We start from the raw sequence: 24268 nt of genomic DNA, 5'->3' as shown, positions 1-24268 counted from the left end.
GGCTACAATTCTAGGCAATGAGGTTGCTGATTACCCCCACATGACACCGCCGGGAATTGACGCCGGGTCGGGTGCTGGTGGGTGAATCATGACCCGCGCATTGTTTCCGCCCGAGCATGTGACATTGACGCTGTACGTGCAGTTCATGGCGTACGATTCGCCGGTGACGGGCGAAGCTACATTCAACGTGGGTGCGGTTTCTCCGGTGGCGATGTATTGGTCAATCCACGAGTTGTAGACGGCCCTGGCGAACTCATCTGAGGTGGCTGAGTTAGCTCCAAAATTCGGAAAGTCAGCTTTTGACCGACCACCGGTATTAGCGGCAGGTTCGTCGAGGGTGTCAGGTTCCTCGGCACTGTCGTCGCTGCTGGCTGGCGGGTCGGGATTCGGACCGTCATGGTCGTCATCGGGAGCCTCTGGGGCGTCCTCGGCCTCTCCCAGGTTTTCCAGGGCTGAGCGATCACGACTATCGGACCACGGGATCTCTGCCTGTGCTTGTTCCAGGTCAGCGGGCTTCTGGTCGATTCGGTACTCCCAGGTCTTGCCAGTTTCCTGCAGCTGATCGCCGTCGAGCTCCCATTCTGTGGTCGTGTATTGCCCGGTCCCTGACCGACCGTCTGAGGCCAGCAGACCGTCATGGTTCGTCCTGGTGTGCAGTTCCAGACGCTCACCACCGGCAGAGCCTGCGCCGTCACCGAACAGGTGGTCAGGCTCGACCAGTGCGGTCCGGTCTTCGTTCGCAGCGATCAACCGAATGGAACTGATTTCCGTCGCGACCGATTTGACCAGCATCTCTGGGATGTCGTCGCCGGTGATGTCGACCATGGCGTACTCATAGGCTCCAGTTGGCTCCCGCGGGCTGAAACCGTCGGAAGCGAAGGTGGACGGGTCCAAGTTGTCCAGGGCATCGGCGTACAACTCGCGCAGCTCGGCGTTTTGGTCGTCCTCGACGGTCCCGGTCGTGGCCGGTTGTGTGGAGTTGGATCCGTTGTCGTCGTCATCGTCACAGGCGGTCAGTGAGATCGCCAGAGTGCCGGTGGCCACGATGGCGGCGAGTCGCTGTGTCATGTTGGTTCGCATGAGCAGTTGCCTCAGAACGGCATGTTGTGTCCGGGGGCAGCCAGAGCCGGGGCGATGCCGAAGACATCCTCCAGCTCAGCCACGGCCCACTCACCGTTCGGCAGGCGGACGTGGCCCAGGCCGATGGTTCCCGTCTGGCCGTTCGACCCGGGGAATCCCGCACCGAAGGTGACGTGGCTACAGTTACCGGAGGCGAGGCCGACGTGCAGGGCACCGGCGGTCACGACGCGGTCGGAGCCGCGGTGGAAGTAGCAGTTCCATTCGCCGTTCGTGTCGGCAGAGGCAGTGCCGGTGGTGACAGCGGCAAGGCTGCTGGTGATGGCGAGGGCTGCGGCCCCCGTAGTGAGTTTCTTGATGATGGACATGCTGATCTCCTGTCGTAAGATGATTAGAGTTTGTGGGCGTCTACTGCCTATCGGCAGCGTCTCAGTGGGGAAGGAGCCATCCGTGTTGTTCCTCCAGTGACGGCTCAATGTCCGTGTTGTCCCCATTCGGTACGCCGAGAACTGTGTACCCGGTCACGTCAGAGGGTTCGTCAACCTCACTGGAGTTCGCCTTGTTCGCACGCGGTCCGGTTGCCGCCCAGCAGTAGCCGGCTGTCTCGGTTTTCTGGCCGTAGTCCAGTTCTGAGGTCTCGCCTGTGTCCAGGGTCTTCGCGGGACCGCTGCCGGTGTTCTCGATCTGAGACGTAGACCCCGGGGGAACCTCGACTGGAAGGCTATCCCCGTTTCGTCCGAGTCGATCGCTCTGCTTCTTGTCGTCAATCACAGGGTTGACCACGACTCCGAGGTTCGGGAATGACGACATCTGTAGCTCAAACTTTTCGTCGTCGTCGAGCCTTGTCGAGCCTTCGTTCATGCTCTCGTTGGGCTCGATGAGGCGTCGAGTGAAGTCGACGCAGGCATATGTTCCAATCTTTACTGGCTGAGAGTCTGGATGATCGGATGGGGCGTCCGGGTCTCCCGGCTCCACTTCGTCCACCAGGCGGAGGTTGTCGACGGAGAGGCCGTACACACCTCCGTCGACACGCTCCACGTGACCGTCGTCGTAGGTGTACTTCTTGCCGGTGAGGATCTTCATTTCGTCGCCGGCTTCCATGAAGGTGAAGTTGCGGAAGTTCTCTTCGGCGGCATCCTCTATGTCCTGGTCCGTCAGGTCTTCTGACGTCGAATTCGTCGCGGATCCAGCGGCGCTTGATTCCTCGTCATCGCTACCGCACGATGCGACCCCGGCGCCGACGAGTCCGAGGACCGCGACGGCGGCGACTGCAGTGCCGGCGAGTTTGGGTTTCGTGTCGGTGCGATAGAAGCTCTTCACCTTATCGGTGACCAGCGCAGTCGACGCCGCCAGAGACTTCGGCGGTTCGACGTCCTGGTAGGCCAGTCCCCGCAGGTTGTCGACGTCGATCGACGCTTGAGGGGCATCAAGCCGCTGGTCGTACATCTGGCGCTTGATCGGATTGCCGAGGATGCGCTGAGCAACGGTCAACTGCTCGTGCTGGGCTTTGTCGTCCCAGGACACGCCACGGAGACGGTGATCGATCTCGGCAGCCAGCTCGGCGGGCGACTTGGAACGGTCCAGGTCAAGGTCGTGATAAAGGTCGATGGAAGCCATGAGAATGCTCGCTTCTATGTGTGGGTTGTTCGATTCTGATAGGTTCGTTTGGTGTGACAGTAATTGCACCACAAAGTTCGCGCAAAGCCTGTGAGGAAAATTCCCTACGGCGGGTGTGCTTCGTGTCGTCTTTCAGTACCGGCAGGCGTGGGGCAGAATGGTCGTCGTGCCACAGTCGCCCGAGCTACTTTCTCCGGAGCAGCTGCGGCGACAGGAGGTCCGACGCTTGAGTCTCGGAGCAACTATCGCCGCACTGCGGCGTAAGCGTGGCCTGACACAGGCCCAGTTAGCTGACGCCGTCCGGGTCAACAAGCGCGGAATTATCCGGGTTGAGCAGGGCAGTACTAGCCTGACGGTTGACGTTCTATGTCGGATGGCCGACGCCCTGGGCGTGAGGACGTCGGAGCTGTTCCGGCTCGTCGAACTCGAGGAGCAGCAACGATCGGCCGACACCGGGGACTCGGAGAAGCCGCTCTGAGTTTCGCTCCACCTTACGCGCCGAGAATCTCGGCACAAAGCTCGTGTGTTTCATCGGGTGTTCCTCCGTCCGTTTGCGAGTGCGACACTCCGGACAATAGCTGGTCAATGCCAGTTTTTGCGACCCCTACTTGACACGTATGGTATGTTAGTCTCAGCTCTAGTAGGGGGTACACCCATAAGGTGAGACTACTTGGCACGGGGGTGGGGAATATTTACCCGAAAACGGGTGTGAAAAACTTCAGACGTTCCGGTAGACCCACACTGCGTAGTCCGGTGTCCCGGTGTCGATAGTCGTGTAGTCCATCTGCAGGTCTCGGGCGAAGTCCTCGACGCTGAAATACCTGGACACCTCGTCTGGCACGCCTATCAGCATGCCGCTGTCGGTGACTACGACATCGGCGTAGTCCTCGAAGGACTCGAATTTCCCCTCGAAGACCTCGAAAAACTCCTGTTCGGACGGTGCGTCCTGCGGGTCTTTAATCCACTGGTCCTCGATGTACGCGATGTACGCGGCACGCCACTGAGGTGTGATGGCCTCGATCGCATGGCCCCACCGGGCTGCGGTCGATAGGTTCATCTCACCGGCACTAGGGATGATCGGCATGCCTTCAGTGTCCGAGATCCAGATTTCCTCGTGCTCGTCGGAGTAGGGCACGCCATGGAGGTCGGCGGGCACGACATTGTCAGCGTCGATGGCATCGACCCAGCGTCCGACCAGCTCGCCGTTGGTGTAACAAAACATGCAGGTCGGGTACACCCGCGGCGTGATGGTCGTGGCGTCAGCATTGAACGTGCGCATGGTGGGGCCTCCTGAAGGCTCGGGAACAAGATACGTGTCTGGTCCCGAGGTCGGCCCCCGCCGACCATGGGCTGCGTACCTGCGAAGACAACACATGTGACCGCGTTCTTGCGTAATACATACATACCATGTATGGTTATTGGTAGGGCAAGGGAGATTCCCTTGGTCACCTAATACTGAAAAGGCGAGGTCATGGCTGGTTATAACTGGGGAGCAGGAAAGAGCAACAACGCGGTGGGCGCCGAGGCCAGGGGCCTGGCGACCGCCACGGAGACGGCAAAGGCCGCACGGGAGGCTGGACACAGGGGCGTGACAAGCGCATTCATCAACGAGAGTGCACCGACCACCGGTGAGTGGCACCACACCAGCAAGATGTTCAACAGGACGTACTACTACGACCCCGAGGAAATCATCGAGTGGCTGGGCACCGTGGAAGGCGCTGCTGCGCTTACCCGGTTCAAGACTGAGGCAAAGAAGGCTCATGGGGGGCGAACAACGACCGGTACCGTCGCCTGGGTGGAGTTCGAGGGCTCGGGCCGGTCCAAGCGCGGCGTCGAGCACCGTTGGTCCGGTGAGGTCGTGTTGAAGGGGAAGTCGATCTACTTCGACGGCCAGCGGAAGCTGCTCACCGGCAACTACATCACGTTTGTCGAGGACGGCCACGGTGTCGGTGGGGAAAACGAGGCCGTGGCCAGTGAGTCGATCCCCGAGAGTGCTTGGGAGCCGGTGACGGGCACTTTCATTGGAGGTGACGAGCAGATCACAGGGGAGTTCATGGTCGCCGGTATGGAGAGTGTGCGCTCACGCGTCGAACCTGAAGATGCCGTGATTCGGTTGGACGGGCGTGAGGTGAGGTGCGACGGCAATTTGATCGAGCACTCCCTCGACGAGTCGGAGTGGGAGTTGAAGACGGGTACGGCCTTCTACAGCGTTTGGGAGGGCGCCCGGCGCCGTGAGCGGAATTTCACCGGTACCTTCAAGTTTTCCGGCGACGCTGTCCGGTACGAGGACGGCGAGATTCGTCGGTCGAACTCGATCTTTCTCCTGGAACACCCGCTGGATAGCTGGGTTGCGACGGAGGCCGTTGTCGTGAGACAGATGTATGACGGTGACCGTGAGTTGTACTCCGGCCTGGTGGAGACGGTCGAAGGGGCTTCCGGAGGCCAGACCCGCCAGCTGGCGCGTTTCGACGGTCAGGTGTACGACTGCGACGCTTACGGTCTCAAGGTCACCGAGAAGGAGGACAGGGTTGCATGACAGGCAACGAACAGGTGCTGGTCCAGGTCCGTGTCCTCGCTGAGGAGCGTGACCTGCTGGACAGCTTCGCCAAGGCCACCGGCCTGAGCCGGGTGCAGGTCATGCGTTCGCTTATCCACCTGCTGCCGGAGATGGCCGAGCGGGTGGCCGAGGTGGTGCCGGGCCTGCCGGAACGACCGGCCGATGTCGCCAAGCGTGAGCGCACCCGGGCTGCGTCCCGGGCATGGGTCCAGCGGGCCCAGCGTGAGGACTGAATCGGTTGAACCCCGGGCACGGTGCCGGTGTCCGTGTCATACTCACCTCAGCCGCATCCCCCCTGCGGCCAGACCCCGGGTCGAGCACCCGGTCGCACAATCCCCCCAGTGCGACTGCTACAGCTCCCCGGGGTCGACCTCTACCGTCGGGCCGATTAACCGTCTACGCTGGCATTATGTGCGCCTCGTATGGACTCGACCCCCAAGTAGGCATTATTCATCTCATCAGAACCAAGCGTTGATCCTGAAGAGATGAGTGGTGTCGGGAAGCTCTCGCATGGAGGCGGGTATGACGAGTTCCCTGCAGTGACGACTCGGACAAAACTGCGGGTTTGAGCGGTCACTTGTCGGACCTTGTGCACGGTCAGCTTGACGTGTTAGGAACGATTACGCTGCGGTCGTCCGTTATTGTCCAGGGTGCTGAGCTGGGTCAGGAACTCCTCGGCGTACGCGATCCGGGTCCGCAGCTTCTCCAGTCGCTCACCGGCCTGTGAGCGGACGTCCGCGATGAGCTGGCTGGCGTGTTCCTTGTCGGCTGGGGTGGCATCCGTCGAGGCGAGGGTGTCCACGGCGCGGAGGAAGACACCGATCTCCTCCAGCGTGAAATCCAGTGGCTTCATGCGGCGGATCAGCAGGATCCGCTGCATGTCCTCGTCGCTGTAGAGGCGGAAGCCGCCTGCGCTACGACCGGACGGGCTGACGATCCCGAGTTCGTCGTAGTGACGCAAGGTGCGGATCGACATGCCTGTGTCGTCGGCGACCTGGCCGATCTTGCTGCCGTGTACCGCCATGTCCGCTCCCTCTGCCGTCCTGCCACGGAGCGCTGTCAGCGCACCGGAATTGCCTCCGCGAAACCCTACCGTTACGGTAGGTTTTACTCTAGTGCTGATTCCACTATGTCTCGCCAGGTCGTCTGTCTCAGCGGTCCTGGACCCACTATTTTCGGAGGTTCTTCATGACCCAATCTACCACTGAGCCTGGCGCCGACCAGGCCATGCGATCCGACCCGCCCGCCCCGACCGGGGTCGTCGCCTCGTTCCGCTACGCATTCAGTTCACTTCCGCGTCTGCGCACCGAAGTGCTTGCCGGGCTGGTCGTCGCACTCGCGTTGATCCCGGAAGCCATCTCGTTCTCCATCCTCGCCGGTGTGGATCCCCGGGTCGGGTTGTTCGCTTCCTTCACGGTGGCGGTGACCATCGCCTTCACAGGCGGACGGCCTGCGATGATCTCGGGGGCCACCGGTGCCGTCGCCGTGGTGATCGCCCCGGTCGCCCACGACCACGGCATGGACTACTTCATCGCCACCGTCCTGCTCGCGGGTGTCTTCCAGGTCGCCCTCAGCGTGCTCGGGGTCGCCAAACTGATGCGCTTCATCCCCCGCTCGGTGATGATCGGCTTCGTCAACGCCCTGGCGATCCTGATCTTCACCGCCCAGCTGCCCCACCTGCTCGGCGTGCCCTGGCTGGTCTACCCACTGGTCGCTGCCGGCCTGGTCATCATGGTCGGCATGCCCAGGCTGACCACCGTGATCCCCGCCCCGCTGGTCGCGATCGTCCTGATCACCATCGTGGTCGTGGTCAGCGGGTGGAACGTCCCCAACGTCAAGGATCAAGGGGAGCTCCCCGACAGTCTGCCCGGCCTGTTCATCCCCGACGTCCCGCTGAACCTGGACACCCTGACGATCATCGCGCCCTACGCCCTGGCCATGGCGCTGGTGGGTCTGATGGAGTCACTGATGACCGCGAAGTTCGTCGACGACATCACCGACGTGCACTCCGACAAGACCAGGGAAGGGTGGGGACAGGGTGCGGCCAACGTCGTCAGCTCCCTGTTCGGCGGGATGGGAGGATGCGCCATGCTCGGACAGACCATGATCAACGTGCGTTCCTCCGGCGCCCGCACCCGCCTGTCCACCCTGTTGGCGGGAATCTTTCTGCTGATCCTGGTCGTCGCCCTCGGTGACATCGTCGGGCTGATCCCGATGGCGGCACTCGTCGCGGTGATGATCATGGTGTCGGTGGGCACCATGGACTGGCATTCATTGCGGACCTTGCCGATGATGCCGCTGAGTGAGACCGCCGTGATGGTGGTGACTGTCGTCGCCACCCTGGCCACCCACAACCTGGCGGTCGGTGTGGTGCTCGGTGTACTCACCGCGATGGTCATGTTCGCCCGACGGGTCGCCCACCTGGTGAGCGTCGAAAAAGTCGCGGAACTCGACACCGACCACGACGGCACGATCGACACCCGTACCTACCGGGTGCACGGGCAGTTGTTCTTCGCCTCCAGTAATGACCTCGTGTACAGCTTCGACTACACCGACCCGGCCGAGCACATCGTCATCGACCTGACGGAGGCCGACGTGTGGGACGCCTCCACGGTCGCCACCTTCGACAGCATCACCACGAAGTTCCGGGCGCGCGGAAAGACCGTCGACATCATCGGTCTCGACGGCGCCAGCCAGGAACGCCTCGACCGCTTCTCGGGGCGGCTCGGCGGCGGACACTGACCGCCACGGCAAAGGTTATTCAGTGGTTTTAGTATTGTCAGCCTTCCTAGCCTCGGCGGTGATGTCGCGAACAGTCTCCGCCTGTTCGGACTGAACATCGGGGACGATCTCGACGTGGCAGCACGAGCTGGCGGGATTGTTGGCGGTGTTCTTCTTGGTGAACAGGTCCTTGAAAGCCATGATGAGTTCCTTCATTTTCGTGATTGATTGGTTGAGGGGTACCTGGGCGTGCTCTCCAGGCGGTTCTATCTGGTCAGGGAGATCAGGTAGCCGCCGATGATCGCCACGGTGAGGATGGCGGCCACGAAGGTGATTAACAGGCGGGGTTTGAACACCGCTGCCAGCATCGACACCTCTGGCGGGGAGGCCCCGGCCCCGCCGATCATCAGGGCGAAGATCGGGCCGATCGCGACACCGGCGGATTGCAGTGCCAGGCCGACCGGCAGCATCGTCTCCAACCGGATGTACATCGGGATGCCGATGACCGCTGCCAGGGGCACCGCCCACCAGATGTTCGCTCCGGCGAAGCCGGTGAGCTGGTCTTCGGGTACGAACCCGTAGATCGCGGCACCCACGGCCAGGCCCAACAGCATGGGGATCAGCAACGGGCGTAGATCAGCCCAGGCTTGTCGTAGTGCTCCGGGCAGTTCACCGACAAGGCCTTTCCATGGCTCCGGGGTGGTCTCGCCGTGCACGCGGACGCGTTTCACCGCGGACTGCATGCCCAGCATCGTCCAGATCATCGGCGCGATCAGGGACACCGCCAGAGTGAACACCGTGTAGATGATCGCGATCTTCCAGCCGAAGATGATCCCGATCCCACCGACGATGATCGGGTTGAGCAGCGGCGAGGAAATCAGGTACGTCATCGCGGTCTGGAAACCGACCCCGGCGTTGAGCATCCCGACGAGCATGGGCAGGGTCGAGCAGGAGCAAAACGGTGTCACCGCACCCAACATCAGGCCCTTGACCGGTCCGGGGACAATACCGCTGGCCATCCAGTCGCGCATCTTCTCTGGGCCGAAGCGTCGGTTGATCAGGGCCACGGCGGCCGAGACGATGATGAACAACGCCAGCAGCTCGCCTAGCAGCAGGGCGAAGGTCTGCAGTGTGTCTATCAGCATGGTGTCGTGCTCACTGCCCCTGTTCGACCCGGTCGTCATGGTCATGGTCGGCAGGTGTGGCGCTGTCGTTTCTGCAGCAGGCTTTCTGGCCTGCCGGGGTCAGTGTGGCCAGGTGGGCCAGCCAGCGCACCGGATCGGCGAGCTGTTCACAGCAGATACTGTTCACACTCGCCCGACCTTTCGCCACGGTGTCGACGACACCGGCCCGGCGCAGCGCGACCAGGTGATGACTGACCAGGGCCGGGCTCAAGCCGGTGGCCTCGTGCAGCTGTCGGTTGGTCATCGACTTCTCGGACAACGCCAGGGCGATGGTCAAGCGGTTGACATCTGCCAACGCCGCCAACGTCGGGGCCAGAAACTCGGCCTGCTCTCTCGGTGACAGGTCACTGACGGGATTGGGTAACGCAATGTTCGGTGCCATGCCGCCCAACATACACAAACGCTCACTTATAACACAAGCATGCATTTGTTATAGCTGGTGGGAAGGAGGATCGTCGAGCTACTTCACGCTCTTGCCGACCCGCTCCGCAGCCTGCCGGGCGGCAGCCTTGGCGAACGGGCCGACGCCGGTGATCGTCGCTGAACCGGGACCGGTCCAGTCGCCGTAGCCCACCAGCAGCAGTCCGGGGACCTGTGGTGCGCCGTCGGTGACGAGATGTCGTACCGGTCCCAGTGCCGGGCGGAATCCGGTGCACCAGATCAGTTGATCGGCGTCCACCTCATCCAGGGAGGAGAACATGGGGGTGGCCTGAAGGCCTCCGGCGTCCCGGGCGGTGCGCACCTGCGGCAGGACGACGATGTCGCCCAGGTCGGAGTCGGCACCCGGATCGGGATCACCGCGGTTAATGGCGGCAGCGCGTTCGCGGTTGCGGCGGAACAACACCCGCCCGTCGACGTCGTCAGGCATCCAGCGCGGCGGATGGGTGGTGTACCAGTGCACGTCGCCGACGTCCGGGTCCTCGGTCAGCTCCGCGGCGATCTGCGCCCCGGAGTTCGCCGCACCCACCACCGCGACCGTGCTGCCCCGGAATGGCTCGGGGCCGGGGTAGTTCGCCGAATGCCACTGTGTGCCGGTGAAGGTGCCCGGATAGGAGGGGACGAACGGGGCTGACCAGGTGCCGGTTGCCGCGATGACGGTCGTCGCCGTCCAGGACCGCGTGCCTGCCCCGGGCCGGGACAGTGACTCGGCGTCGATGCGGAAGATTCCGTCGCGGTGCCCGACGCGGGCGACCCGTACCGGCCGTTCGACCGGGGCCCGGTAGCGGCGTTCATAGGCGGTGAAATAGTCCACGACGTGCGTGGCCGGCGGGAAGCCCCGGTAGGCCGGCATCGGCATGCCCGGCAGGTTGGAGAACCCGGCAGTGGAGAACAGGTGCAGGGACGGCCACACGTGCCGCCATGCCCCGCCGGCTGCCGGTTGATCGTCGAGGACCAGGGTGTCCACTCCGGCCCGCAACAGGTAGAATGCGGTCGCCAGACCGGCCTGGCCGCCGCCGATGACGACCGCCTCGTAGTGGTCCTGCTCGATGTGTGCCTGCGCTGGGGTCGACTCCGTACTGGCTTCGCTGTCCATGCTGTCTCTATCATCGTTCTGTCGCGGGCACGGCTGCTCCACCGGGGGATCCGGTCAGCCGATCTGCAGCACTGTGCGCAGCTGTGTGAAGACCTCGGGTCGGACCTGGTGGATCACGCTGCGTCCGTCCCGGCGGCGCTCCAGCAGGCCTGCCTCGGTCATCATCTTCAGGTGATGTGAGATCGTCGGCTGGGTCAGGCCCATCATCTCCGTGAGTTCACCGACGCTGACCGGTCCACACCCGGTGGCGGCCAGCTGTGACAGGATGCGCAGCCGCACCGGTTCCGCCAGGACCTTGAACAGCCCGGCGTAGTGCGCCGACTCATCATGGGTCAGTGGGTCGGCACCCAGTGAACAGCACTGCCGGACGTCCAGGACGGTGGTGTCGGGCAGGCTAGGGGCGGTGTTCATGTCCACCATCATACATTGACAAGTGTCGATATCGGACCTATGTTTTGATATTGACCGCAGTCAATATGAATCAGGATGGACCCTCATGACCCCACCTTCGGCCCCTGCTGTCGAGCCTGTCCGGATGTCGTTCCTGGACCGGTTCCTGCCGGTCTGGATCGTCCTGGCCATGGCCACCGGCCTGCTCATCAGCCACACGGTCCCCGGCATCGGCGATGCCCTGGGGTCGATGGAGGTCGGTGGGATCTCGATCCCCATCGCCGTCGGTCTGCTGGTGATGATGTACCCGCCGCTAGCCAAGGTCCGTTACGACAAGGCCGGCAAGATCGCCGGCGACACCCGGTTGATGGGGGTCTCACTGATCCTGAACTGGATCGTCGGCCCGCTGTTCATGTTCGCCCTGGCCTGGATATTCCTGCCGGACCAGCCCGAACTGCGTACCGGGTTGATCATCGTCGGGCTGGCCCGTTGTATCGCGATGGTGCTGGTCTGGTCGGACCTCTCGTGCGGGGACCGGGAGGCGACCGCTGTCCTGGTGGCGATCAACTCGGTGTTCCAGGTGCTCATGTTCGCCGTGCTGGGCTGGTTCTATCTGCAGGTTCTGCCGTCCTGGCTGGGATTGGAGACGAGCTCGGCGGAGTTCTCGTTCTGGACGATCGTCACCTCGGTGCTGGTGTTCTTGGGTATACCCCTGCTCGCCGGGGTCGGATCCCGGGTACTGGGCGAGAAGATCAAAGGCCGCGACTGGTACGAGAACACCTATCTGCCGAGAATCTCGCCGTTGGCGCTGATCGGGCTGCTGTACACCATCGTGCTGTTGTTCTCGCTGCAGGGCGACCAGATCGCGGCGAACCCGTGGGCGGTGGCACGGCTCGCGGTGCCGCTGGTGATCTACTTCCTGGGCATGTTTGCTCTCGCACTGGTGACGGCGAAGGTGTCGGGGCTCGACTACGCCCGGTCGGCGTCGGTGGCGTTCACCGCGGCGGGCAACAACTTCGAGCTGGCGATCGCCGTGGCGATCGGGACGTTCGGTGCTGCCTCCGGCCAGGCGCTGGCAGGGACGATCGGGCCGTTGATCGAGGTTCCGGTGCTGGTCGGACTGGTGTACGTGATGCTGCGCCTGGGCCCGGTCCTGTTCGCTGGAGATCCGACCGTGCCCCGGGCCGCCACCAAGACGCCCTCGCCGACACAATCGACAAAGGAGAACACCTTCTCATGACCACCCGCCCCTGCGTCCTGTTCGTCTGCGTCAGCAACGCCGGTAAATCCCAGATGGCCGCGGCCCTGGCCCGACACTACGCCGGGGAGGCTGTCGAGGTGCACTCCGCAGGCACCCACCCCGGCGCCCGGATCAACGAGCAGTCGGAGGTGGCGGTCGCGGAGGTCGGGGCTGACATGAGCACTGATCACCCCAAGGGGGTTGATCCGGCGCTACTGCTGCGGGCGGACCGGGTCATCGTTGTCGGCTCCCAGGCTCAGCTGGAGCTCCCCGCCGATGCCGTCGGGACGCTGGAACGCTGGCTCACCGATGAACCGTCCGACCGGGGGATCGACGGTGCGGAGCGTATGCGGCTGATCCGGGACGACATCGCCGCCCGGGTGGCGTCCCTGATCGACGACCTGTGACCGGTTTCCCTATGCCAGGGTGGGAGCCGGAGCGACACACCGAAGGGAGCATTGATCTGACGAAATATATCGAGCGGATGCAGTTGCAACAATGATGTATCTAATGCAACATGTGGGGTGTGGACGAAACTATGCTGTCACCGACCCTGCCGGTGCAACTCATTGCCAACGTGGTCCCGCTGAACCAGGCCCAGTTCGTCTTTGACGCGATGCTGGACGGCTGGGGGGATCAGCAGTTCAGCCGCGGGTTGAAACGGCAGACGGTCAACGTCCGTCGCCAACTGATCGTGCGCTTCCAAAGATTCACCGATACCTACCCCTGGCAGTGGCGTCCCGGTGATCTGGAAGCGTTCAGCGTCGAGCTCGCCTCAGGGGCCCGCCCGTTGGCAAAAACCACGCTGCGTACCTACCAGCGCACCGTATGGCAGTTCTGCGCGTTCATCACTGACTCTCGCTACGGGTGGGTCGCGGTGTGCCGGGATCGCTTCGGGGACACGCCGATGCAGATCTGCCACGACTGGAACACCCTTACCCATCTCACCGAGTACGAGGGCAGGCCTCAACGTCGGGCACTGACCTATGATGAGCTTGAACGCTTCTTCGATGCTGCTGATGAGCGTGTCAGCCGTATTCAGAGAGCCGGGCGCAAAGGAGCACTCAGCGCACTTCGCGACGCACAGATCTTCAAGACCACCTACGCCTTCGGGTTGCGTCGGGCAGAGGTCGCCGGTCTGGATATCGCTGATGTTCGGTCCAATCCTGCTGCCCCGGTCTTCGGTAACTGCGGGGCGATCTACGTGCGTTGGGGAAAATCCACCAAGGGCTCTGGGCCGAAGCGGCGTACCGTGCTCGCCGTGCCTGAGCTGGGATGGGCGGTGGAAGGGCTGCACCAGTGGATTACCGAGGATCGTCAGCATTATGGGGCCACCGAGAGCACGGTGTTGTGGCCGACCGAACGTCAAACGCGGGTGTCGCTGCGCTATCTCGATGTCCGGTTCGCTGAGATTCGCGACGAGACTGGCCTGCCACCGGAGTTGAGCTTGCATGCGTTGCGCCACAGTTACGTCACCAGCCTGATTGAATGGGGTTATGCTGAGCGCTTCGTTCAGGAACAGGTCGGACACGCCTACGCCGCCACCACGGCCATCTACACCTCTGTCGGAGACGACTTCAAAAACCGGGTCATCGCCCAGGCGCTGAGCAAGATCTACGGAGAGCCCACATGAATGACACACCGACGCCCGCCATCCGATGGAAACTGCGGGATGTCATGGCCTCGGCCGGGATGTTCCAGACCACTGAGCTGCGCGAGCCTCTTCGTCGCCACGGCGTCAACCTCTCCCGTGAGCAGGTCTTCCGGTTGGTCACCAAGCCACCTGAGCGTCTCAACATGACGGTTCTTGCAGCGCTGTGTCAGGTGTTTTCCTGCAGCCCCAATGACCTGATCGAACCTGTCGAGGTGGCTGCAGCGCCGGCTCCTCGTGTTGTTGGCGACACTGTCGAACGGGACCTGCCCGAACTGCGACCAGTGAAAGCCCGGATACACCGACCCACCGATGGCCCCGTCTGAGTCTGCGACAACCTGCTGCGACAACTGCCACCGCGACGTCATCAGCAGGTATCGACTACTCGGAGGCAGGATCTGTAATGCGTGCTATTCGACGCTACGGCGACACCCCGCTCCATGCCCGCAATGCCACACAGTACGAGTACTTGCATTCCTTAACGATGGCGGTCAACGGATATGCGATGTCTGCATCGGCCAACCAGGCCGATTCGACTGCAAAGGTTGCGGAACCCAACAAGACCTCACCGGAACACACTGCCAACGTTGCCGACTAAACGAGCGTCTCGACGACATGCTCGACGACGGCACCGGAAGCATCTGTTCGGTGCTTCTACCGTTGAAGAGCTACCTGCTTACGGCTTATAAACCAAAGAACATCAACTCCTGGCTGCGCCGTGAACCAGCCGCGACCACTCTGCCGAGTATGGCCACGGGCATCATGCCGATCACTCACCGTGGTGTTAATCAACTTCCACTAACGGCGAGCACACGCTACCTTCGTCGCATTCTGATCAGCGCTGGAGTGCTGCCGAGCATCGATGTTTACCGCAACGACCTGGACGTATACGCCACACATTTCCTGGCTGACCTACCTGCTGAGCACGCCGCGATCCTTAAACGCTTCTATCGCTGGCACATCCTGCCCACGATTCGGCGACGGCTTGCCGGCAAGGAGATGACCATCGGGATGTACAAGAACTGGCGGACGGAGTTACGTAACCATCGACGGCTGTTGCAGTGGCTGGCTCAATACGGCTTCACTTTGGCCACGGCCCATCAGTCCGCGATCGATCGGTATGTCGCCGAACATCCCCCCACACATTCCACTGGGGTTTTTCTCAACTGGGCGACGACTGCAGGGTTGTGCACGAAGCTGACAGCCGTGGTCGTCGATCAACACCACGCCAGGCCGCGGTTGAGTGATACTGACCTCACCACGATCGTCGATGAGGTTTTCAACGCCAGCACGATGCCACTTCCCGCCCGACTCGTCGCCCTGTTTGCCGTGATCTACGCTCAGCCGATCCAACGTAGCGCTGCTCTACGCCGTAGTTGCGTCCGGGACAACGGTGCGGGGAACCTGGTCATCGCCTTCGCCCAGACCCCGATACGGCTACCCGACACATTGGAACGACTCGTCCGAGAACAGCTTAATAACCTCGACCAGAGTCACCAGACCCTACCCGGTGGGCAGGATTGGCTGTTTCCGGGCGTGATGCCTGACCAGCATGTATCACCAGGTCGTACTAGAGACATCATCGCTGAGGCGGGTTTCAACGTGCGCTTGCTGAAAGACTCCCGTCTGCAACACTTCGCCCAGACCATTCCCGCATCGATCATCGCGGATGTCACAGGCATCAGCGTGGAGCAAGCCACCAAGCACAGTAGAAATGCTGGAGGTACTTGGGCAGGCTACCCAGCGTCGCGTCAAGGTCCACCCAACCTGAGGGAATAATGCGCAGCTGAATAATGCGCTTCACCAGTATCAGCCAGTACGGTCTAGAACCTCTCGACGAGCGGGAGACCAGGAACGCCCTGGAACGCTGGATTGAGGAGCGCGGCGGCAACGCGAAGATCACCGGCAAGAAGGCGTTGAACTTGAACCCGCTGATCACCTCGGACGAGGACGGTCACCGGGAGTTGAACCTGGCGTGGTGGTGGATTCACATCGGCAATGAACCAGCGCAGTTCAGCGCGTTCAATGCGAGGGACGACAAGCTGTTGTCGTCGAGGGTGTGGAAGGGGCCGTTCCGTCAGCACCGCGCCCTGGCCCCGGCCACCTGGTACGTGGAGAAGGGCAAGCGGTTCGCCCTGCCGGGTGGGGAGGCGTTCGGCATCGCGTCGATCATGACGCTGGCGCACCGGGACAATGAACCGATGCTGACCTACGCCCTGGTGACCCGTGACGCCGTGGAGCAGGCGGCGACAGTGCATCCGAGGATGCCGCTGGTATTGCCACGGGAGCTGCACGATGACTGGTTGAACCCGTCGGTCGCCGGGGACGGGGATTTGCTGGCGGAGGCACTGTCGGCGTCCGAGGAGCTGAGCAGGTCGATGGAGATCGTCGGCTGAGATGGTTCCCGAGGGGGTCGGGATCACGGCTATGTGACCGAAACTGACAGCAACTTCACAGTAGATAGGGGTGATTTCTAGACTGTGCGACGGTTGGTAGCGTCACGATCCGCCCTGGCTGTATCGGTCAGAGGAATACATTGATACTGGTAGAAAAGTTGCAAAAGACAAGTACCATAGATCATTAATCTCTGCCAGCAAGGTGATCCTACATCGGGGGTAGTCGTCTCGCTCGACCCTCGAAATCAGACCCCCTCGGGAATCGGCTGCTTAGGTGACCCTCACAACGACTCCTGCCGTCCGCTGGCCGTCAGGCCGCGAGACGGAACCCGCCGGGAGGGTGGACTAGTCCTGGGTAGCGAGCACCCTGTGGACAGCACCCACGGATACCCCGGTGCCACGGGCAATCTCGCGGATCGACTCGCCCTTGCTGCGTCGGGCCACGATCGCGGCCTCCTTGTCGGTGTCGATGACCTTGGGGCGGCCACCGACCTTGCCTCGCTTCCGTGCGGCGTCGAGACCGTTCTTCGTCTTGGCGGAGATGTCCCGGCGACGGTCTTCTGCCAGGGCGAGGGCCAGGTCAAGGATCAGGGACCGTTCCGTGTGTTCTCCGGTGGCGATGCCGTCGAGCACCTTGACCTTGACGCCCTTCTCGAACAGATCGGTCAGGACGATGAGACCTTCGAGCAGGTTGCGGCCAAGTCGGTCGACCTCCTGGACGGTGAGCATGTCGTCAGGACGGAGGTAGTTGAGGGCGGCCTTGAGTCCGGGGCGGTTGTCGACCGACAGCTTGCCGCTGACCTTCTCCTCGAACACCTTGATGCAGATCGGGTCGAGGGCGTCATGCTGACGAGCGACGTCCTGACCCTTCGTGCTGACGCGGACGAGACCTACGAGTGCCATTGTGAATGTGATCGTTAGGTGGCGTGGCTTCTTAGACTCTCCATGTCGTGCTCCGGAGTCACCGTCTTCATGAGCGATCCGCGCCGATGATCACGGCCGGAGCCTTCCGTTGTTGAGCATGCTGGAAGTTTGGTTATGGTGTGGGGCGGCACCGGAAGGGCTTCGAGATCGTTGGGTGCCAGCCCTTTCGGTAGATTTACTCCGCGGTGTCGATAAGTCCGGTGACTGAGGTGATGAGCATTGCTCGATACCGGTTCAATCGGTCAAGCGACCAAGGGTCCTCCGGGGAGTGGACTTTAAGTGCCGGAGAGGCATATTGCCACGCCGTGACCTGACCCAACAACAGAGCGAGAACATCTACCGCATCCCTGCCGAACTTCTCCGAGAGTGCTGCTATCTTCGGTGCGTACGCAGCGGCCTCGTCGGCAGAGGCGTCGGGACGTTCCAGCCCGGCCCACGAGGTCAATCGAAGAACTTCTGGATGCTCAATCAGGTAATCGAACAGTGCTCCTGCATATCCGGGCAGGTCTTTGACCGTGAACGGGACCGCCTCCGCCATCTCGGTCAGCGATCTCGCCACGATGATGTCGAACAGGGTGTCCTTGGGGCCGAAGTGCACGTAGATCGACCGTTTGTTGACATTTCCCGCTTCAGCGATCCGGTCCACTCGGGCACCCGCCAGGCCGTGCTCGGCGAACTCGTTACGGGCGGCTTCCAAGATCCTTCGCTTGGTTTCGGCGGCGTTGGGTGGCATGGCTCCCAATCTACCGGTAACCGACTAGTTATTGACACGGGGGTCCAGGGGTGTCACACTTGTCCATGTAAGTATCCAGATAGTTACCTCAAGGAGTGCGCATGACCCAGAAGATTCTCATTACCGGCGCCAGCAGTGGATTCGGGCGGGGAGCGGCTATCGAGCTCGCCCGTCAAGGCCAGGACGTCATCGCGGCCGCTGAGACATGGCCACAGGTACGAAGCATGCGCGAAGACGCACAAGCTGCCGATGTTGAGCTGACTGTCATCAAGCTCAACCTGCGGGACAACATCGATATCTCCCACGCCGCGAGTTTCGACGTCGACGTACTCGTGCTCAATGCAGGCGTCATGGAAGGTGGAGCCGTCGTCGATATCCCCCTCCAGCGAGTCCGCGAGTCCTTCGACATCAACGTGTTCGGCCATCTCGAACTGGTGCAGGCGATCGCCCCGAAGATGATCGAGCGTCAGCAGGGACGTATCGTGTGGACCTCATCAATGGGTGGCATCCTCGTTGTTCCGTTCTTGGGGGCCTACTGCGCCACCAAGCACGCGATCGAAGCGATCGCCGGTTCGATGAAGGCCGAACTCGAGCCCTTCGGAATCAAGGTTGCCACCGTGAACCCCGGAGTATTCAACACCGGTTTCAACGACACCGGCGCTGAAAGCTACGTGCAGTGGTACGACCCCGACACCGCAAATATCCCCATGCCCGACTTCGGGGACTCACTGGCGGATCAGGCCGATCCACAGGAAATGGTCGATGCGATGGTCGAAACAATCATGTCCGACAACCCCGACTACCGGACCATGCGACCACAGGAAACCATCACCGCTGCCAAGCAGTGGCAGGAAACCGAGTGGACCCAGAAAGCCTAACCCCCGCGGGAGAGCGAAGGAGCAGAACCCATGGCACAACCTACAATCACCCTCGAATCAGCCACACAGGTTATTGACGCAGGCAAGCGCAAGGCACGGGAACTAGGACTGAACGCGGTATTCGCGGTTCTCGACGCAGGAGCTAACCTCGTTTCCTTCGAACGGATGAACGGAGCATGGCTGGCATCGAATGACCTCGCTGTCGCGAAAGCACGGACGTCGGTGATGTTCGAGATGCCGAGCGAAGCGCTGAACGCTCCTGTGCAGTTGGGCGAACCTCTCGCGCATTTCGACCACACCAACGGTGGATTGCTGCTTATGGGAGGAGGCGTGCCCATTACGGACGCGGAAGGAAACCTCCTCGGGGCACTGGGTGTCTCTGGTGGAACACCAGAGCAGGACGCCGAGATAGCTCGCGCTGCTGTGAGCTGAACTCAGGCAGGAGCATCAGTCTGGCTCTGCGAAGAAGTGTGCTGTGTGACTGGCTCTGCGCAGACAGTGCGAAACCGATAGAGGCCTAGGGCGTGTCTGCTAATTGCGAGCCCATACCAGCACCGCCGCCAGGACCACGGCCGAGCGGTAGACGATCGCGAGCTTGTCGAACCGCGTGGCCAAGCCCCTCCATTGCTTGATCAGGGCGAAGGAACGCTCGACGACGTTGCGGCCCTTGTAGACCTCTCGGTCGAAGCTCGGGGCACATCCACACTAGCGGCCCCGTCGGCGTCGATGGCCGTGCTGGTCGCGCCGCTCGGGGATGACGTCCTTGATTCTGCGGGCGCGCAGCGTCTGGCGGATCGTGCGAGAGGAGTATGCCTTGTCTGCCAGTAGGGCATCGGGACTCGTGCGTGGCCTGCCCTGCCCGGTCCTGGCCACGCGCAGGTCGCCCAGCAGGACCGGCAGGGTCTGTCCATCGTGCGCCTGGCCCGGGGTGACGACCACGGCCAGCGGACGGCCCCGGCCGTCGACGGCGTGGTGGACCTTCGTGGTCAACCCTCCGCGGGAGCGGCCGATCGCGTGTCCGGGAGGTTCGTGGTGCGACTGCGGGCCATGGGCGTGCACGGTGCCACGGCACGCCACGGGATGCCGGTGCGGTAGCGGTAGACGATCGCTTCCACGACCCGGCGGTGGTCGGCCCAAGGCCTGCCGCGTCGTCCTGCGCTACTGGGTAGCAGAGCACGTATGCTCTCCCACTGATCGTCAAAGAGCCGCAGTCGACGAGGCACTGAGGGCAACCGGACACCGCACTCCCCAGCTTGTAGCGTCGGGGAGCACGATGTCAGTCGATGTTCTTGATCACTCGGGCGGGTACGCCAGCGACCACCGTGCGCGCGGGCACGTCGTGGGTGACGACCGCGCCGGCAGCAACGACTGCGTCCGCACCGATGGTCACACCTTGAGTGACTACGGCAGCCGCACCGATCCAAACGTCGTCCTCGATCACAATCGGGGCGCTGACGGTGTACTCGCGCCGCTCTGCCAGCGGCAGCGGGTGACCGCCGGTGATCAAGCTGACCCGCGGAGCGATCATGACGTTGTCACCGATGGTGATGCCACCGCCGTCCATGAAGGTGCAGCCCTGGTTGACGAAGACGTTCTCGCCGAACGTCGTGGCCAGTCCATGCTCGGTGTAGAACGGCGGGTAGATCGTCACGGAGGCCGGCAAGGGGCCACCGAAGACAACTGAAAGTAGTTCAGCGCGTGCCTCGGTGTCATTGAAGGGCAGGACGTTCAGCCGAGAGGTCGCATCGGTGACCTGGGCGATTCGCTCCGCAAAGTGCGCAAATTCTGGTGTCTGGACGTGCATTATCTGTTCTATTCGGGAAGCCATGCCGCAATCTCAGCAGAGTCGCTGCCCCACGATCAAACAACTCACCGTTCACGGAAACAACTACAGGTTGTAGAGCTATGATCGTAGCGTGGACATCAAAGCTGTACGGACTTTTGTAGCCATCGCTGAGGTTGGGCAGTTCCAGGAGGTGGCCGACAAATTCGGAATCAGCCAGCAGGCGGTCTCCAAGCGGATCATGGGTTTAGAGAGGAACCTCGGGGTCTCGCTCCGGGTACGCACCTCCCGGGGATCGCGGCTGAGCTTGGACGGTCAGCTGTTCCTCCCGCACGCCAAAAAGGTTCTGATGGCGCTTGAGGATGCAGAGCAAGCTATGCGCCCCGGGACCCGTCCCCTGCGGGTCGATGTCCTCAATCGGCGCATCGCGCCAGCCCAAGCCGTCCACCGCTTCTACCACTCGCGCCCCGACACCGTCCTCGATGCGGTTACGCTCGGCGAGGAGAATGCTGCGCAGGCGGCGTGGGCTGTGCTCGAGGGTAGCCTTGAGGCTTCCTTCCGTGCCTTGCCTGCTAGCCAGATGCCTTCTGGGATCAGAGCCGAACGACTCCTGGACGCCCCGCTGGAGCTGCTGGTCGGCCCCGCCCACCCGTTGGCAGGGAAGGGCGAGGTCCAGCCCACCGACCTTGCCGACCACCGCCTCTGGATCCCCGGTATAAGCCCAGGCACGGAATGGGAGTTGTTCTACCAGTCGCTTTCGCAGGACTTCGGGATGAGCATCGACTCACTCGGCCCCAACTTCGGCGACGAAGCGCTCATGGACGCATTGGCTGAGTCAAGCTCTCTAGCGACCCTTGTTGGCACCGGCGACCGGTACCTGTGGCCCGAGAACTACGGTCTGCGGCGAGTTCCCCTGCGTGGGCCGACACCGGTTTATCCGCACATGCTGCTTACACGTGCTGGACACCAGAATCCTGTGCTGACCGAGCTGCGAGATTTTCTGCAAGCCTCACGACCCCAGGTCGATGACGAGGTGTGGGTTCCCGGATGGGTGACGTACTGATCGACCAGCCGATTTAGCAGACACGCGCTAGATGGGCGATTCACTGACCTTCCTCAACCACTGCAGGAACAGGCGTGTCTCCGTCGGCCCGAGGATATCGGGACTAGCAGCAGCTTTCTCTGCCACAGTCACCGCAGCCGCATCATCACCCTCCCGCCCCGCCCCAGTAATTGCCCGGATCACCCCTTCGCGTACCGCAGCAGACAGATCGGGGTCGGGGGATCCCCGAATGATCTGTCGCAGCGTGACGCCGATGTTGGTGGCCAGGATGTGGGCGGAGGCCTGCTCCGGGAGGACGGCGAGGCGGCCCTGGTCGGAGGCCTGTGTCGTCAGACTGAGCAGGATCTCGGCGGGACGGGACTGGGCCGCCGGGGCGTGACCGGGCTGCACCTTGCCGTACATCAGTGCGTAGAACCCGGGGTTGGCCAGGCCGAAGTCGACGTGGGCGTCCCATCCGGTGCGGATGTCCTGGATCGGGTCACCGGTCCACTCCATCGCCTGTTTCTCGGCGATGTACATGTCGAAGCCGTGCTCGACAACGGCATCGGCAAGTCCCTGTTTGGAGCCGAAGAAGTGGTAGGCGGTGGGCAGCTTGACTCCCACGGTGTCGCACACCGCCCGCAGCGAGAAGTCCTCGCCGGGCGAGCGGGCGATCATGTCCGCGGCAGCGGCGATCAACTTTTCTCTCGTCCCTGTCGACGCGTCCCTGCTCATTCTGCTACCGTAGCGTACGTATCATCGATACGGCGCAACATATCTCTGATATGTTCATCCGTGAAGTCCACGAGAAAGGAAGACAGCATGACTGAGCACACGCTCAAGGGAAAGAACGTCCTGATCGCCGGAGGCGGCAAGAATCTCGGAGGCCTGGTGGCGCGCCAGTCCGCGGCTGCCGGAGCCAACGTGGCGATCCACTACAATTCCGATGCCAGTCGACCGGATGCCGAGGACACCCTCGCCGCTGTGCAGGCTGAAGACGTCCAGGGTGCGATCTTCCAAGGCGACCTGACCGCACCGCAGAACGTCGCGACCCTGTTCGATGAGGCCGAGAAGACGTTCGGCAAGATCGACATCGCCATCAACACCGCCGGCAAGGTGCTGCGCAAGCCCATCGTCGAGACCGCCGAGGACGAGTACGACTCGATGTTCGACATCAATTCCAAGGCTGCGTACTTCTTCATCAAGGAGGCAGGCAAGCATCTTTCCGACGATGGCAAGATCATCACCGTGGTCACTGCCTTGTTGGCCGCCTTCACCGACGGCTACTCCACCTACGCCGGCGGCAAGGCCCCGGTGGAGCACTTCACCCGTGCGGCGTCCAAGGAGTTCGCCGACCGTGGCATCTCGGTCAACGCCGTGGCCCCCGGCCCGATGGACACGCCGTTCTTCTACGGCCAGGAAACGCCGGAACGAGTCGAGTTCCACAAGTCCCAGGCCATGGGCAATCAGCTCACCCAGATCGAGGACATCGCGCCGATCATCAGGTTCCTGGCGACTGACGGCTGGTGGATCACCGGTCAGACGATCTTCGCCAACGGTGGCTACACCACGCGCTAACCCCGCCCTGTCCGCCTAACCGAAGGATATTCTTGTGACCAGCCTTGACATCCCCGAGCCGATCGCCTCATTCTTCACCGCGGTCAACGACCATGATAGCCAGGCTTTTCTTGATGCGTTGACCACCGATGCTGTCGTCGATGACTGGGGTCAGATCATCACCGGACGCGACGAGATTGACGAGTGGAGCCAGATCGCATTCATCGGATCCCAGCCAACCTTCAGCGCAGAACGAGCCTCCACCGCCGACGGCAAAATCACCGTCGTCGGCGACTGGCGGTCAACCCACGCCAACGGGCCGTCGCGATTCGACTTCGACCTCGATGGTGACAAGATCAAGAAAATGACCATCAGCGAAGGCTGACGAACGCCGTCACCTTCGTGGCACCATGCCCCTAATAGGAGAGGATGAAGCCTGATGAACGACACTGACAGCACTTTCGAAGCACGTTCCGGACGGAGCCATAAACCACGCCGTATCCTGGCAATCGTGTCCAACACAGCAGAACTGCACGGGATGCCTGTCGGCTTCTTTGGCGAGGAACTCACCCGTGCGTTCCTCGCATTCATTGAGGCCGGTCACGACGTTGACATCGCCTCCCCTAAGGGCGGAGAAGTGATGGTCGATACACACAGCGACCCACGAACCCCAGGAGGGGACTACCGCGATGATCTGATCACCCTCGGTTTCCTGCACCACGACACCTTCGGTCCCCTGCTCAGTGACACAATCTCGACCGCCGATATTGACGTTGCTGACTATGATGCCGTGTGGGTCGCCGGTGGGGGTGGACCACTGCTGACCTTCAAGGATGATGATCACCTGCATGATCTGATCTCTTCGTTCTATGAGGCAGGCAAGGTGGTGTCACTGATCTGCCACGGTTCCTCACTATTGCTGGGGACTGCTGCGCGAGTAGTTGACATCTGATCTGGCTTGCCGTGGGGTGGGCCTGGAAGGAT

31 protein-coding genes and 1 pseudogene are annotated in these 24268 nt (G+C 62.3%); 16 read left to right on the top strand and 16 right to left on the bottom strand.

Features of this window, described 5'->3' with window-relative positions; translation table 11 throughout:
• Window positions 1-30 precede the first annotated feature (30 nt).
• The 3 genes from FS507_RS14765 to FS507_RS14755 all read right to left on the bottom strand — a co-directional run bounded on the left by FS507_RS14765 (window position 31) and on the right by FS507_RS14755 (window position 2694).
• Complete coding sequence (locus FS507_RS14765; RefSeq protein ID WP_145943544.1) at window positions 31-1080, bottom strand: hypothetical protein; 1050 nt, start codon at window positions 1078-1080, stop codon at window positions 31-33.
• Between the two features lie 11 nt (window positions 1081-1091).
• Entirely contained in the window at window positions 1092-1445 is a 354-nt protein-coding gene (locus FS507_RS14760; RefSeq protein WP_145943543.1) for a hypothetical protein, read from the bottom strand.
• Window positions 1446-1506: 61 nt separating this feature from the next.
• On the bottom strand, window positions 1507-2694 hold the full coding sequence (locus tag FS507_RS14755) for a hypothetical protein (protein WP_145943542.1): 1188 nt from the start codon (window positions 2692-2694) through the stop codon (window positions 1507-1509).
• Between the two features lie 157 nt (window positions 2695-2851).
• On the opposite strand from FS507_RS14755, the gene FS507_RS14750 reads away from it, so the two are divergent.
• Window positions 2852-3172 carry a helix-turn-helix domain-containing protein gene (locus FS507_RS14750; protein ID WP_145943541.1) on the top strand — a complete coding sequence of 107 codons (321 nt, stop codon included), beginning with the start codon at window positions 2852-2854 and terminating at the stop codon, window positions 3170-3172.
• A 240-nt stretch (window positions 3173-3412) separates the two neighbouring features.
• Here FS507_RS14750 and FS507_RS17685 read toward each other — a convergent pair whose 3' ends face one another.
• Window positions 3413-3973 (bottom strand): antirestriction protein ArdA, encoded by a 561-nt coding sequence (locus tag FS507_RS17685; RefSeq protein ID WP_186314712.1) that lies wholly within the window; start codon window positions 3971-3973, stop codon window positions 3413-3415.
• A 192-nt stretch (window positions 3974-4165) separates the two neighbouring features.
• On the opposite strand from FS507_RS17685, the gene FS507_RS14740 reads away from it, so the two are divergent.
• Both FS507_RS14740 and FS507_RS14735 read left to right on the top strand, forming a co-directional pair.
• Window positions 4166-5230, top strand: a complete 1065-nt coding sequence (locus FS507_RS14740) for a hypothetical protein (protein WP_186314711.1) — start codon at window positions 4166-4168, stop codon at window positions 5228-5230.
• A complete protein-coding gene (locus FS507_RS14735; protein ID WP_145943538.1) occupies window positions 5227-5484 on the top strand; it encodes a hypothetical protein in 258 nt (85 codons plus the stop codon). Before FS507_RS14740 ends, FS507_RS14735 begins: the two co-directional genes overlap by 4 nt.
• A 377-nt stretch (window positions 5485-5861) precedes the next feature.
• Here FS507_RS14735 and FS507_RS14730 read toward each other — a convergent pair whose 3' ends face one another.
• Entirely contained in the window at window positions 5862-6275 is a 414-nt protein-coding gene (locus FS507_RS14730) for a MerR family transcriptional regulator (protein WP_145943537.1), read from the bottom strand.
• Between the two features lie 164 nt (window positions 6276-6439).
• Between FS507_RS14730 and FS507_RS14725 the strand changes: the two genes are divergently transcribed.
• Window positions 6440-7993, top strand: coding sequence for a SulP family inorganic anion transporter (locus FS507_RS14725; protein ID WP_145943536.1), 1554 nt, complete (start codon window positions 6440-6442; stop codon window positions 7991-7993).
• Window positions 7994-8008: 15 nt separating this feature from the next.
• On the opposite strand, the gene FS507_RS17680 is transcribed toward FS507_RS14725, so the two are convergent.
• The 5 genes from FS507_RS17680 to FS507_RS14705 all read right to left on the bottom strand — a co-directional run bounded on the left by FS507_RS17680 (window position 8009) and on the right by FS507_RS14705 (window position 11101).
• Window positions 8009-8173: a hypothetical protein gene (locus tag FS507_RS17680; protein ID WP_186314710.1), complete on the bottom strand. Its 165-nt coding sequence runs from the start codon at window positions 8171-8173 to the stop codon at window positions 8009-8011.
• Window positions 8174-8238: 65 nt separating this feature from the next.
• Entirely contained in the window at window positions 8239-9162 is a 924-nt protein-coding gene (locus FS507_RS14720) for a permease (RefSeq protein WP_260853529.1), read from the bottom strand.
• Window positions 9128-9538 carry an ArsR/SmtB family transcription factor gene (locus tag FS507_RS14715; RefSeq protein WP_145943535.1) on the bottom strand — a complete coding sequence of 137 codons (411 nt, stop codon included), beginning with the start codon at window positions 9536-9538 and terminating at the stop codon, window positions 9128-9130. Before FS507_RS14715 ends, FS507_RS14720 begins: the two co-directional genes overlap by 35 nt.
• Before the next feature lie 78 nt (window positions 9539-9616).
• Window positions 9617-10690, bottom strand: coding sequence for an FAD-dependent oxidoreductase (locus FS507_RS14710; protein WP_145943534.1), 1074 nt, complete (start codon window positions 10688-10690; stop codon window positions 9617-9619).
• Window positions 10691-10744: 54 nt separating this feature from the next.
• The gene (locus FS507_RS14705; protein ID WP_396165078.1) at window positions 10745-11101 is read right to left on the bottom strand and encodes an ArsR/SmtB family transcription factor; all 357 of its coding nucleotides are present in this window, start codon (window positions 11099-11101) and stop codon (window positions 10745-10747) included.
• An 85-nt stretch (window positions 11102-11186) separates the two neighbouring features.
• Here FS507_RS14705 and arsB point away from each other — a divergent pair, with 85 nt between their 5' ends.
• The 6 genes from arsB to FS507_RS14675 all read left to right on the top strand — a co-directional run bounded on the left by arsB (window position 11187) and on the right by FS507_RS14675 (window position 16367).
• Window positions 11187-12320: an ACR3 family arsenite efflux transporter gene (arsB, locus tag FS507_RS14700; RefSeq protein ID WP_145943533.1), complete on the top strand. Its 1134-nt coding sequence runs from the start codon at window positions 11187-11189 to the stop codon at window positions 12318-12320.
• On the top strand, window positions 12317-12727 hold the full coding sequence (locus FS507_RS14695) for an arsenate-mycothiol transferase ArsC (RefSeq protein WP_145943532.1): 411 nt from the start codon (window positions 12317-12319) through the stop codon (window positions 12725-12727). The genes arsB and FS507_RS14695 overlap by 4 nt, the downstream gene beginning before the upstream one ends.
• A 110-nt stretch (window positions 12728-12837) precedes the next feature.
• Window positions 12838-13953, top strand: a complete 1116-nt coding sequence (locus tag FS507_RS14690; protein ID WP_396165080.1) for a tyrosine-type recombinase/integrase — start codon at window positions 12838-12840, stop codon at window positions 13951-13953.
• Window positions 13950-14297: a helix-turn-helix domain-containing protein gene (locus FS507_RS14685; RefSeq protein ID WP_145943531.1), complete on the top strand. Its 348-nt coding sequence runs from the start codon at window positions 13950-13952 to the stop codon at window positions 14295-14297. The genes FS507_RS14690 and FS507_RS14685 overlap by 4 nt, the downstream gene beginning before the upstream one ends.
• A 289-nt stretch (window positions 14298-14586) precedes the next feature.
• Complete coding sequence (locus tag FS507_RS14680; protein ID WP_145943530.1) at window positions 14587-15750, top strand: hypothetical protein; 1164 nt, start codon at window positions 14587-14589, stop codon at window positions 15748-15750.
• A 14-nt stretch (window positions 15751-15764) separates the two neighbouring features.
• The gene (locus FS507_RS14675) at window positions 15765-16367 is read left to right on the top strand and encodes an SOS response-associated peptidase family protein (RefSeq protein WP_145943529.1); all 603 of its coding nucleotides are present in this window, start codon (window positions 15765-15767) and stop codon (window positions 16365-16367) included.
• A gap of 345 nt (window positions 16368-16712) precedes the next feature.
• On the opposite strand, the gene FS507_RS14670 is transcribed toward FS507_RS14675, so the two are convergent.
• Together FS507_RS14670 and FS507_RS14665 are read right to left on the bottom strand one after the other, a co-directional pair.
• Window positions 16713-17270, bottom strand: a complete 558-nt coding sequence (locus FS507_RS14670; protein ID WP_145943528.1) for a recombinase family protein — start codon at window positions 17268-17270, stop codon at window positions 16713-16715.
• Between the two features lie 196 nt (window positions 17271-17466).
• The gene (locus FS507_RS14665) at window positions 17467-18024 is read right to left on the bottom strand and encodes a TetR/AcrR family transcriptional regulator (protein ID WP_145943564.1); all 558 of its coding nucleotides are present in this window, start codon (window positions 18022-18024) and stop codon (window positions 17467-17469) included.
• A gap of 101 nt (window positions 18025-18125) precedes the next feature.
• On the opposite strand from FS507_RS14665, the gene FS507_RS14660 reads away from it, so the two are divergent.
• Complete coding sequence (locus FS507_RS14660) at window positions 18126-18902, top strand: SDR family oxidoreductase (protein ID WP_145943527.1); 777 nt, start codon at window positions 18126-18128, stop codon at window positions 18900-18902.
• A gap of 30 nt (window positions 18903-18932) precedes the next feature.
• Window positions 18933-19334: a GlcG/HbpS family heme-binding protein gene (locus tag FS507_RS14655; RefSeq protein ID WP_145943526.1), complete on the top strand. Its 402-nt coding sequence runs from the start codon at window positions 18933-18935 to the stop codon at window positions 19332-19334.
• A gap of 99 nt (window positions 19335-19433) precedes the next feature.
• On the opposite strand, the pseudogene FS507_RS18080 reads toward FS507_RS14655, so the two are convergent.
• The 3 genes and pseudogenes from FS507_RS18080 to FS507_RS14645 all read right to left on the bottom strand — a co-directional run bounded on the left by FS507_RS18080 (window position 19434) and on the right by FS507_RS14645 (window position 20730).
• Window positions 19434-19961, bottom strand: a pseudogene (locus tag FS507_RS18080) (IS5 family transposase).
• Window positions 19889-20125 (bottom strand): transposase, encoded by a 237-nt coding sequence (locus tag FS507_RS19270; protein ID WP_369008449.1) that lies wholly within the window; start codon window positions 20123-20125, stop codon window positions 19889-19891. The pseudogene FS507_RS18080 and the gene FS507_RS19270 overlap by 73 nt, the downstream one beginning before the upstream one ends.
• A 53-nt stretch (window positions 20126-20178) precedes the next feature.
• The gene (locus FS507_RS14645; protein WP_260853524.1) at window positions 20179-20730 is read right to left on the bottom strand and encodes a DapH/DapD/GlmU-related protein; all 552 of its coding nucleotides are present in this window, start codon (window positions 20728-20730) and stop codon (window positions 20179-20181) included.
• An 88-nt stretch (window positions 20731-20818) separates the two neighbouring features.
• Here FS507_RS14645 and FS507_RS14640 point away from each other — a divergent pair, with 88 nt between their 5' ends.
• Window positions 20819-21748, top strand: coding sequence for a LysR family transcriptional regulator (locus FS507_RS14640; protein ID WP_145943525.1), 930 nt, complete (start codon window positions 20819-20821; stop codon window positions 21746-21748).
• 27 nt (window positions 21749-21775) lie between these two features.
• On the opposite strand, the gene FS507_RS14635 is transcribed toward FS507_RS14640, so the two are convergent.
• Window positions 21776-22462 (bottom strand): TetR/AcrR family transcriptional regulator, encoded by a 687-nt coding sequence (locus tag FS507_RS14635; protein ID WP_145943524.1) that lies wholly within the window; start codon window positions 22460-22462, stop codon window positions 21776-21778.
• Between the two features lie 87 nt (window positions 22463-22549).
• On the opposite strand from FS507_RS14635, the gene FS507_RS14630 reads away from it, so the two are divergent.
• Genes FS507_RS14630 through FS507_RS14620 form a run of 3 tightly spaced genes read left to right on the top strand, consistent with a single transcriptional unit; the run spans window position 22550 to window position 24236 of the window.
• Window positions 22550-23305 (top strand): SDR family oxidoreductase, encoded by a 756-nt coding sequence (locus FS507_RS14630; RefSeq protein ID WP_145943523.1) that lies wholly within the window; start codon window positions 22550-22552, stop codon window positions 23303-23305.
• 34 nt (window positions 23306-23339) lie between these two features.
• On the top strand, window positions 23340-23669 hold the full coding sequence (locus FS507_RS14625) for a nuclear transport factor 2 family protein (RefSeq protein ID WP_145943522.1): 330 nt from the start codon (window positions 23340-23342) through the stop codon (window positions 23667-23669).
• Between the two features lie 54 nt (window positions 23670-23723).
• On the top strand, window positions 23724-24236 hold the full coding sequence (locus tag FS507_RS14620; RefSeq protein ID WP_145943521.1) for a DJ-1/PfpI family protein: 513 nt from the start codon (window positions 23724-23726) through the stop codon (window positions 24234-24236).
• The last annotated feature ends 32 nt before the right edge of the window (window positions 24237-24268 follow it).

This window comes from Corynebacterium glyciniphilum AJ 3170, assembly GCF_007673095.1.
Taxonomy (GTDB): Bacteria; Actinomycetota; Actinomycetes; order Mycobacteriales; family Mycobacteriaceae; genus Corynebacterium.
This window is presented reverse-complemented; position numbering and strand designations above follow the sequence as displayed.

Coding starts and splice junctions, on each gene's coding strand:
- FS507_RS14665 (WP_145943564.1), bottom strand. CDS start 18,024: ATGCCACCCAACGCCGCCGAAACCAAGCGAAGGATCTTGGAAGCCGCC.
- FS507_RS14715 (WP_145943535.1), bottom strand. CDS start 9,538: ATGGCACCGAACATTGCGTTACCCAATCCCGTCAGTGACCTGTCACCG.
- FS507_RS14765 (WP_145943544.1), bottom strand. CDS start 1,080: ATGCGAACCAACATGACACAGCGACTCGCCGCCATCGTGGCCACCGGC.
- FS507_RS14620 (WP_145943521.1), top strand. CDS start 23,724: ATGAACGACACTGACAGCACTTTCGAAGCACGTTCCGGACGGAGCCAT.
- FS507_RS17685 (WP_186314712.1), bottom strand. CDS start 3,973: ATGCGCACGTTCAATGCTGACGCCACGACCATCACGCCGCGGGTGTAC.
- FS507_RS14695 (WP_145943532.1), top strand. CDS start 12,317: ATGACCACCCGCCCCTGCGTCCTGTTCGTCTGCGTCAGCAACGCCGGT.
- FS507_RS14660 (WP_145943527.1), top strand. CDS start 18,126: ATGACCCAGAAGATTCTCATTACCGGCGCCAGCAGTGGATTCGGGCGG.
- FS507_RS14670 (WP_145943528.1), bottom strand. CDS start 17,270: ATGGCACTCGTAGGTCTCGTCCGCGTCAGCACGAAGGGTCAGGACGTC.
- FS507_RS14645 (WP_260853524.1), bottom strand. CDS start 20,730: ATGGCTTCCCGAATAGAACAGATAATGCACGTCCAGACACCAGAATTT.
- FS507_RS14655 (WP_145943526.1), top strand. CDS start 18,933: ATGGCACAACCTACAATCACCCTCGAATCAGCCACACAGGTTATTGAC.
- FS507_RS14725 (WP_145943536.1), top strand. CDS start 6,440: ATGACCCAATCTACCACTGAGCCTGGCGCCGACCAGGCCATGCGATCC.
- FS507_RS14675 (WP_145943529.1), top strand. CDS start 15,765: ATGCGCTTCACCAGTATCAGCCAGTACGGTCTAGAACCTCTCGACGAG.
- FS507_RS14635 (WP_145943524.1), bottom strand. CDS start 22,462: ATGAGCAGGGACGCGTCGACAGGGACGAGAGAAAAGTTGATCGCCGCT.
- FS507_RS14755 (WP_145943542.1), bottom strand. CDS start 2,694: ATGGCTTCCATCGACCTTTATCACGACCTTGACCTGGACCGTTCCAAG.
- arsB (WP_145943533.1), top strand. CDS start 11,187: ATGACCCCACCTTCGGCCCCTGCTGTCGAGCCTGTCCGGATGTCGTTC.
- FS507_RS14760 (WP_145943543.1), bottom strand. CDS start 1,445: ATGTCCATCATCAAGAAACTCACTACGGGGGCCGCAGCCCTCGCCATC.
- FS507_RS14680 (WP_145943530.1), top strand. CDS start 14,587: ATGCTCGACGACGGCACCGGAAGCATCTGTTCGGTGCTTCTACCGTTG.
- FS507_RS14750 (WP_145943541.1), top strand. CDS start 2,852: ATGGTCGTCGTGCCACAGTCGCCCGAGCTACTTTCTCCGGAGCAGCTG.
- FS507_RS14740 (WP_186314711.1), top strand. CDS start 4,166: ATGGCTGGTTATAACTGGGGAGCAGGAAAGAGCAACAACGCGGTGGGC.
- FS507_RS17680 (WP_186314710.1), bottom strand. CDS start 8,173: ATGGCTTTCAAGGACCTGTTCACCAAGAAGAACACCGCCAACAATCCC.
- FS507_RS14705 (WP_396165078.1), bottom strand. CDS start 11,101: ATGAACACCGCCCCTAGCCTGCCCGACACCACCGTCCTGGACGTCCGG.
- FS507_RS14710 (WP_145943534.1), bottom strand. CDS start 10,690: ATGGACAGCGAAGCCAGTACGGAGTCGACCCCAGCGCAGGCACACATC.
- FS507_RS14735 (WP_145943538.1), top strand. CDS start 5,227: ATGACAGGCAACGAACAGGTGCTGGTCCAGGTCCGTGTCCTCGCTGAG.
- FS507_RS14730 (WP_145943537.1), bottom strand. CDS start 6,275: ATGGCGGTACACGGCAGCAAGATCGGCCAGGTCGCCGACGACACAGGC.
- FS507_RS14720 (WP_260853529.1), bottom strand. CDS start 9,162: ATGACCATGACGACCGGGTCGAACAGGGGCAGTGAGCACGACACCATG.
- FS507_RS14630 (WP_145943523.1), top strand. CDS start 22,550: ATGACTGAGCACACGCTCAAGGGAAAGAACGTCCTGATCGCCGGAGGC.
- FS507_RS14690 (WP_396165080.1), top strand. CDS start 12,838: ATGTGGGGTGTGGACGAAACTATGCTGTCACCGACCCTGCCGGTGCAA.
- FS507_RS14685 (WP_145943531.1), top strand. CDS start 13,950: ATGAATGACACACCGACGCCCGCCATCCGATGGAAACTGCGGGATGTC.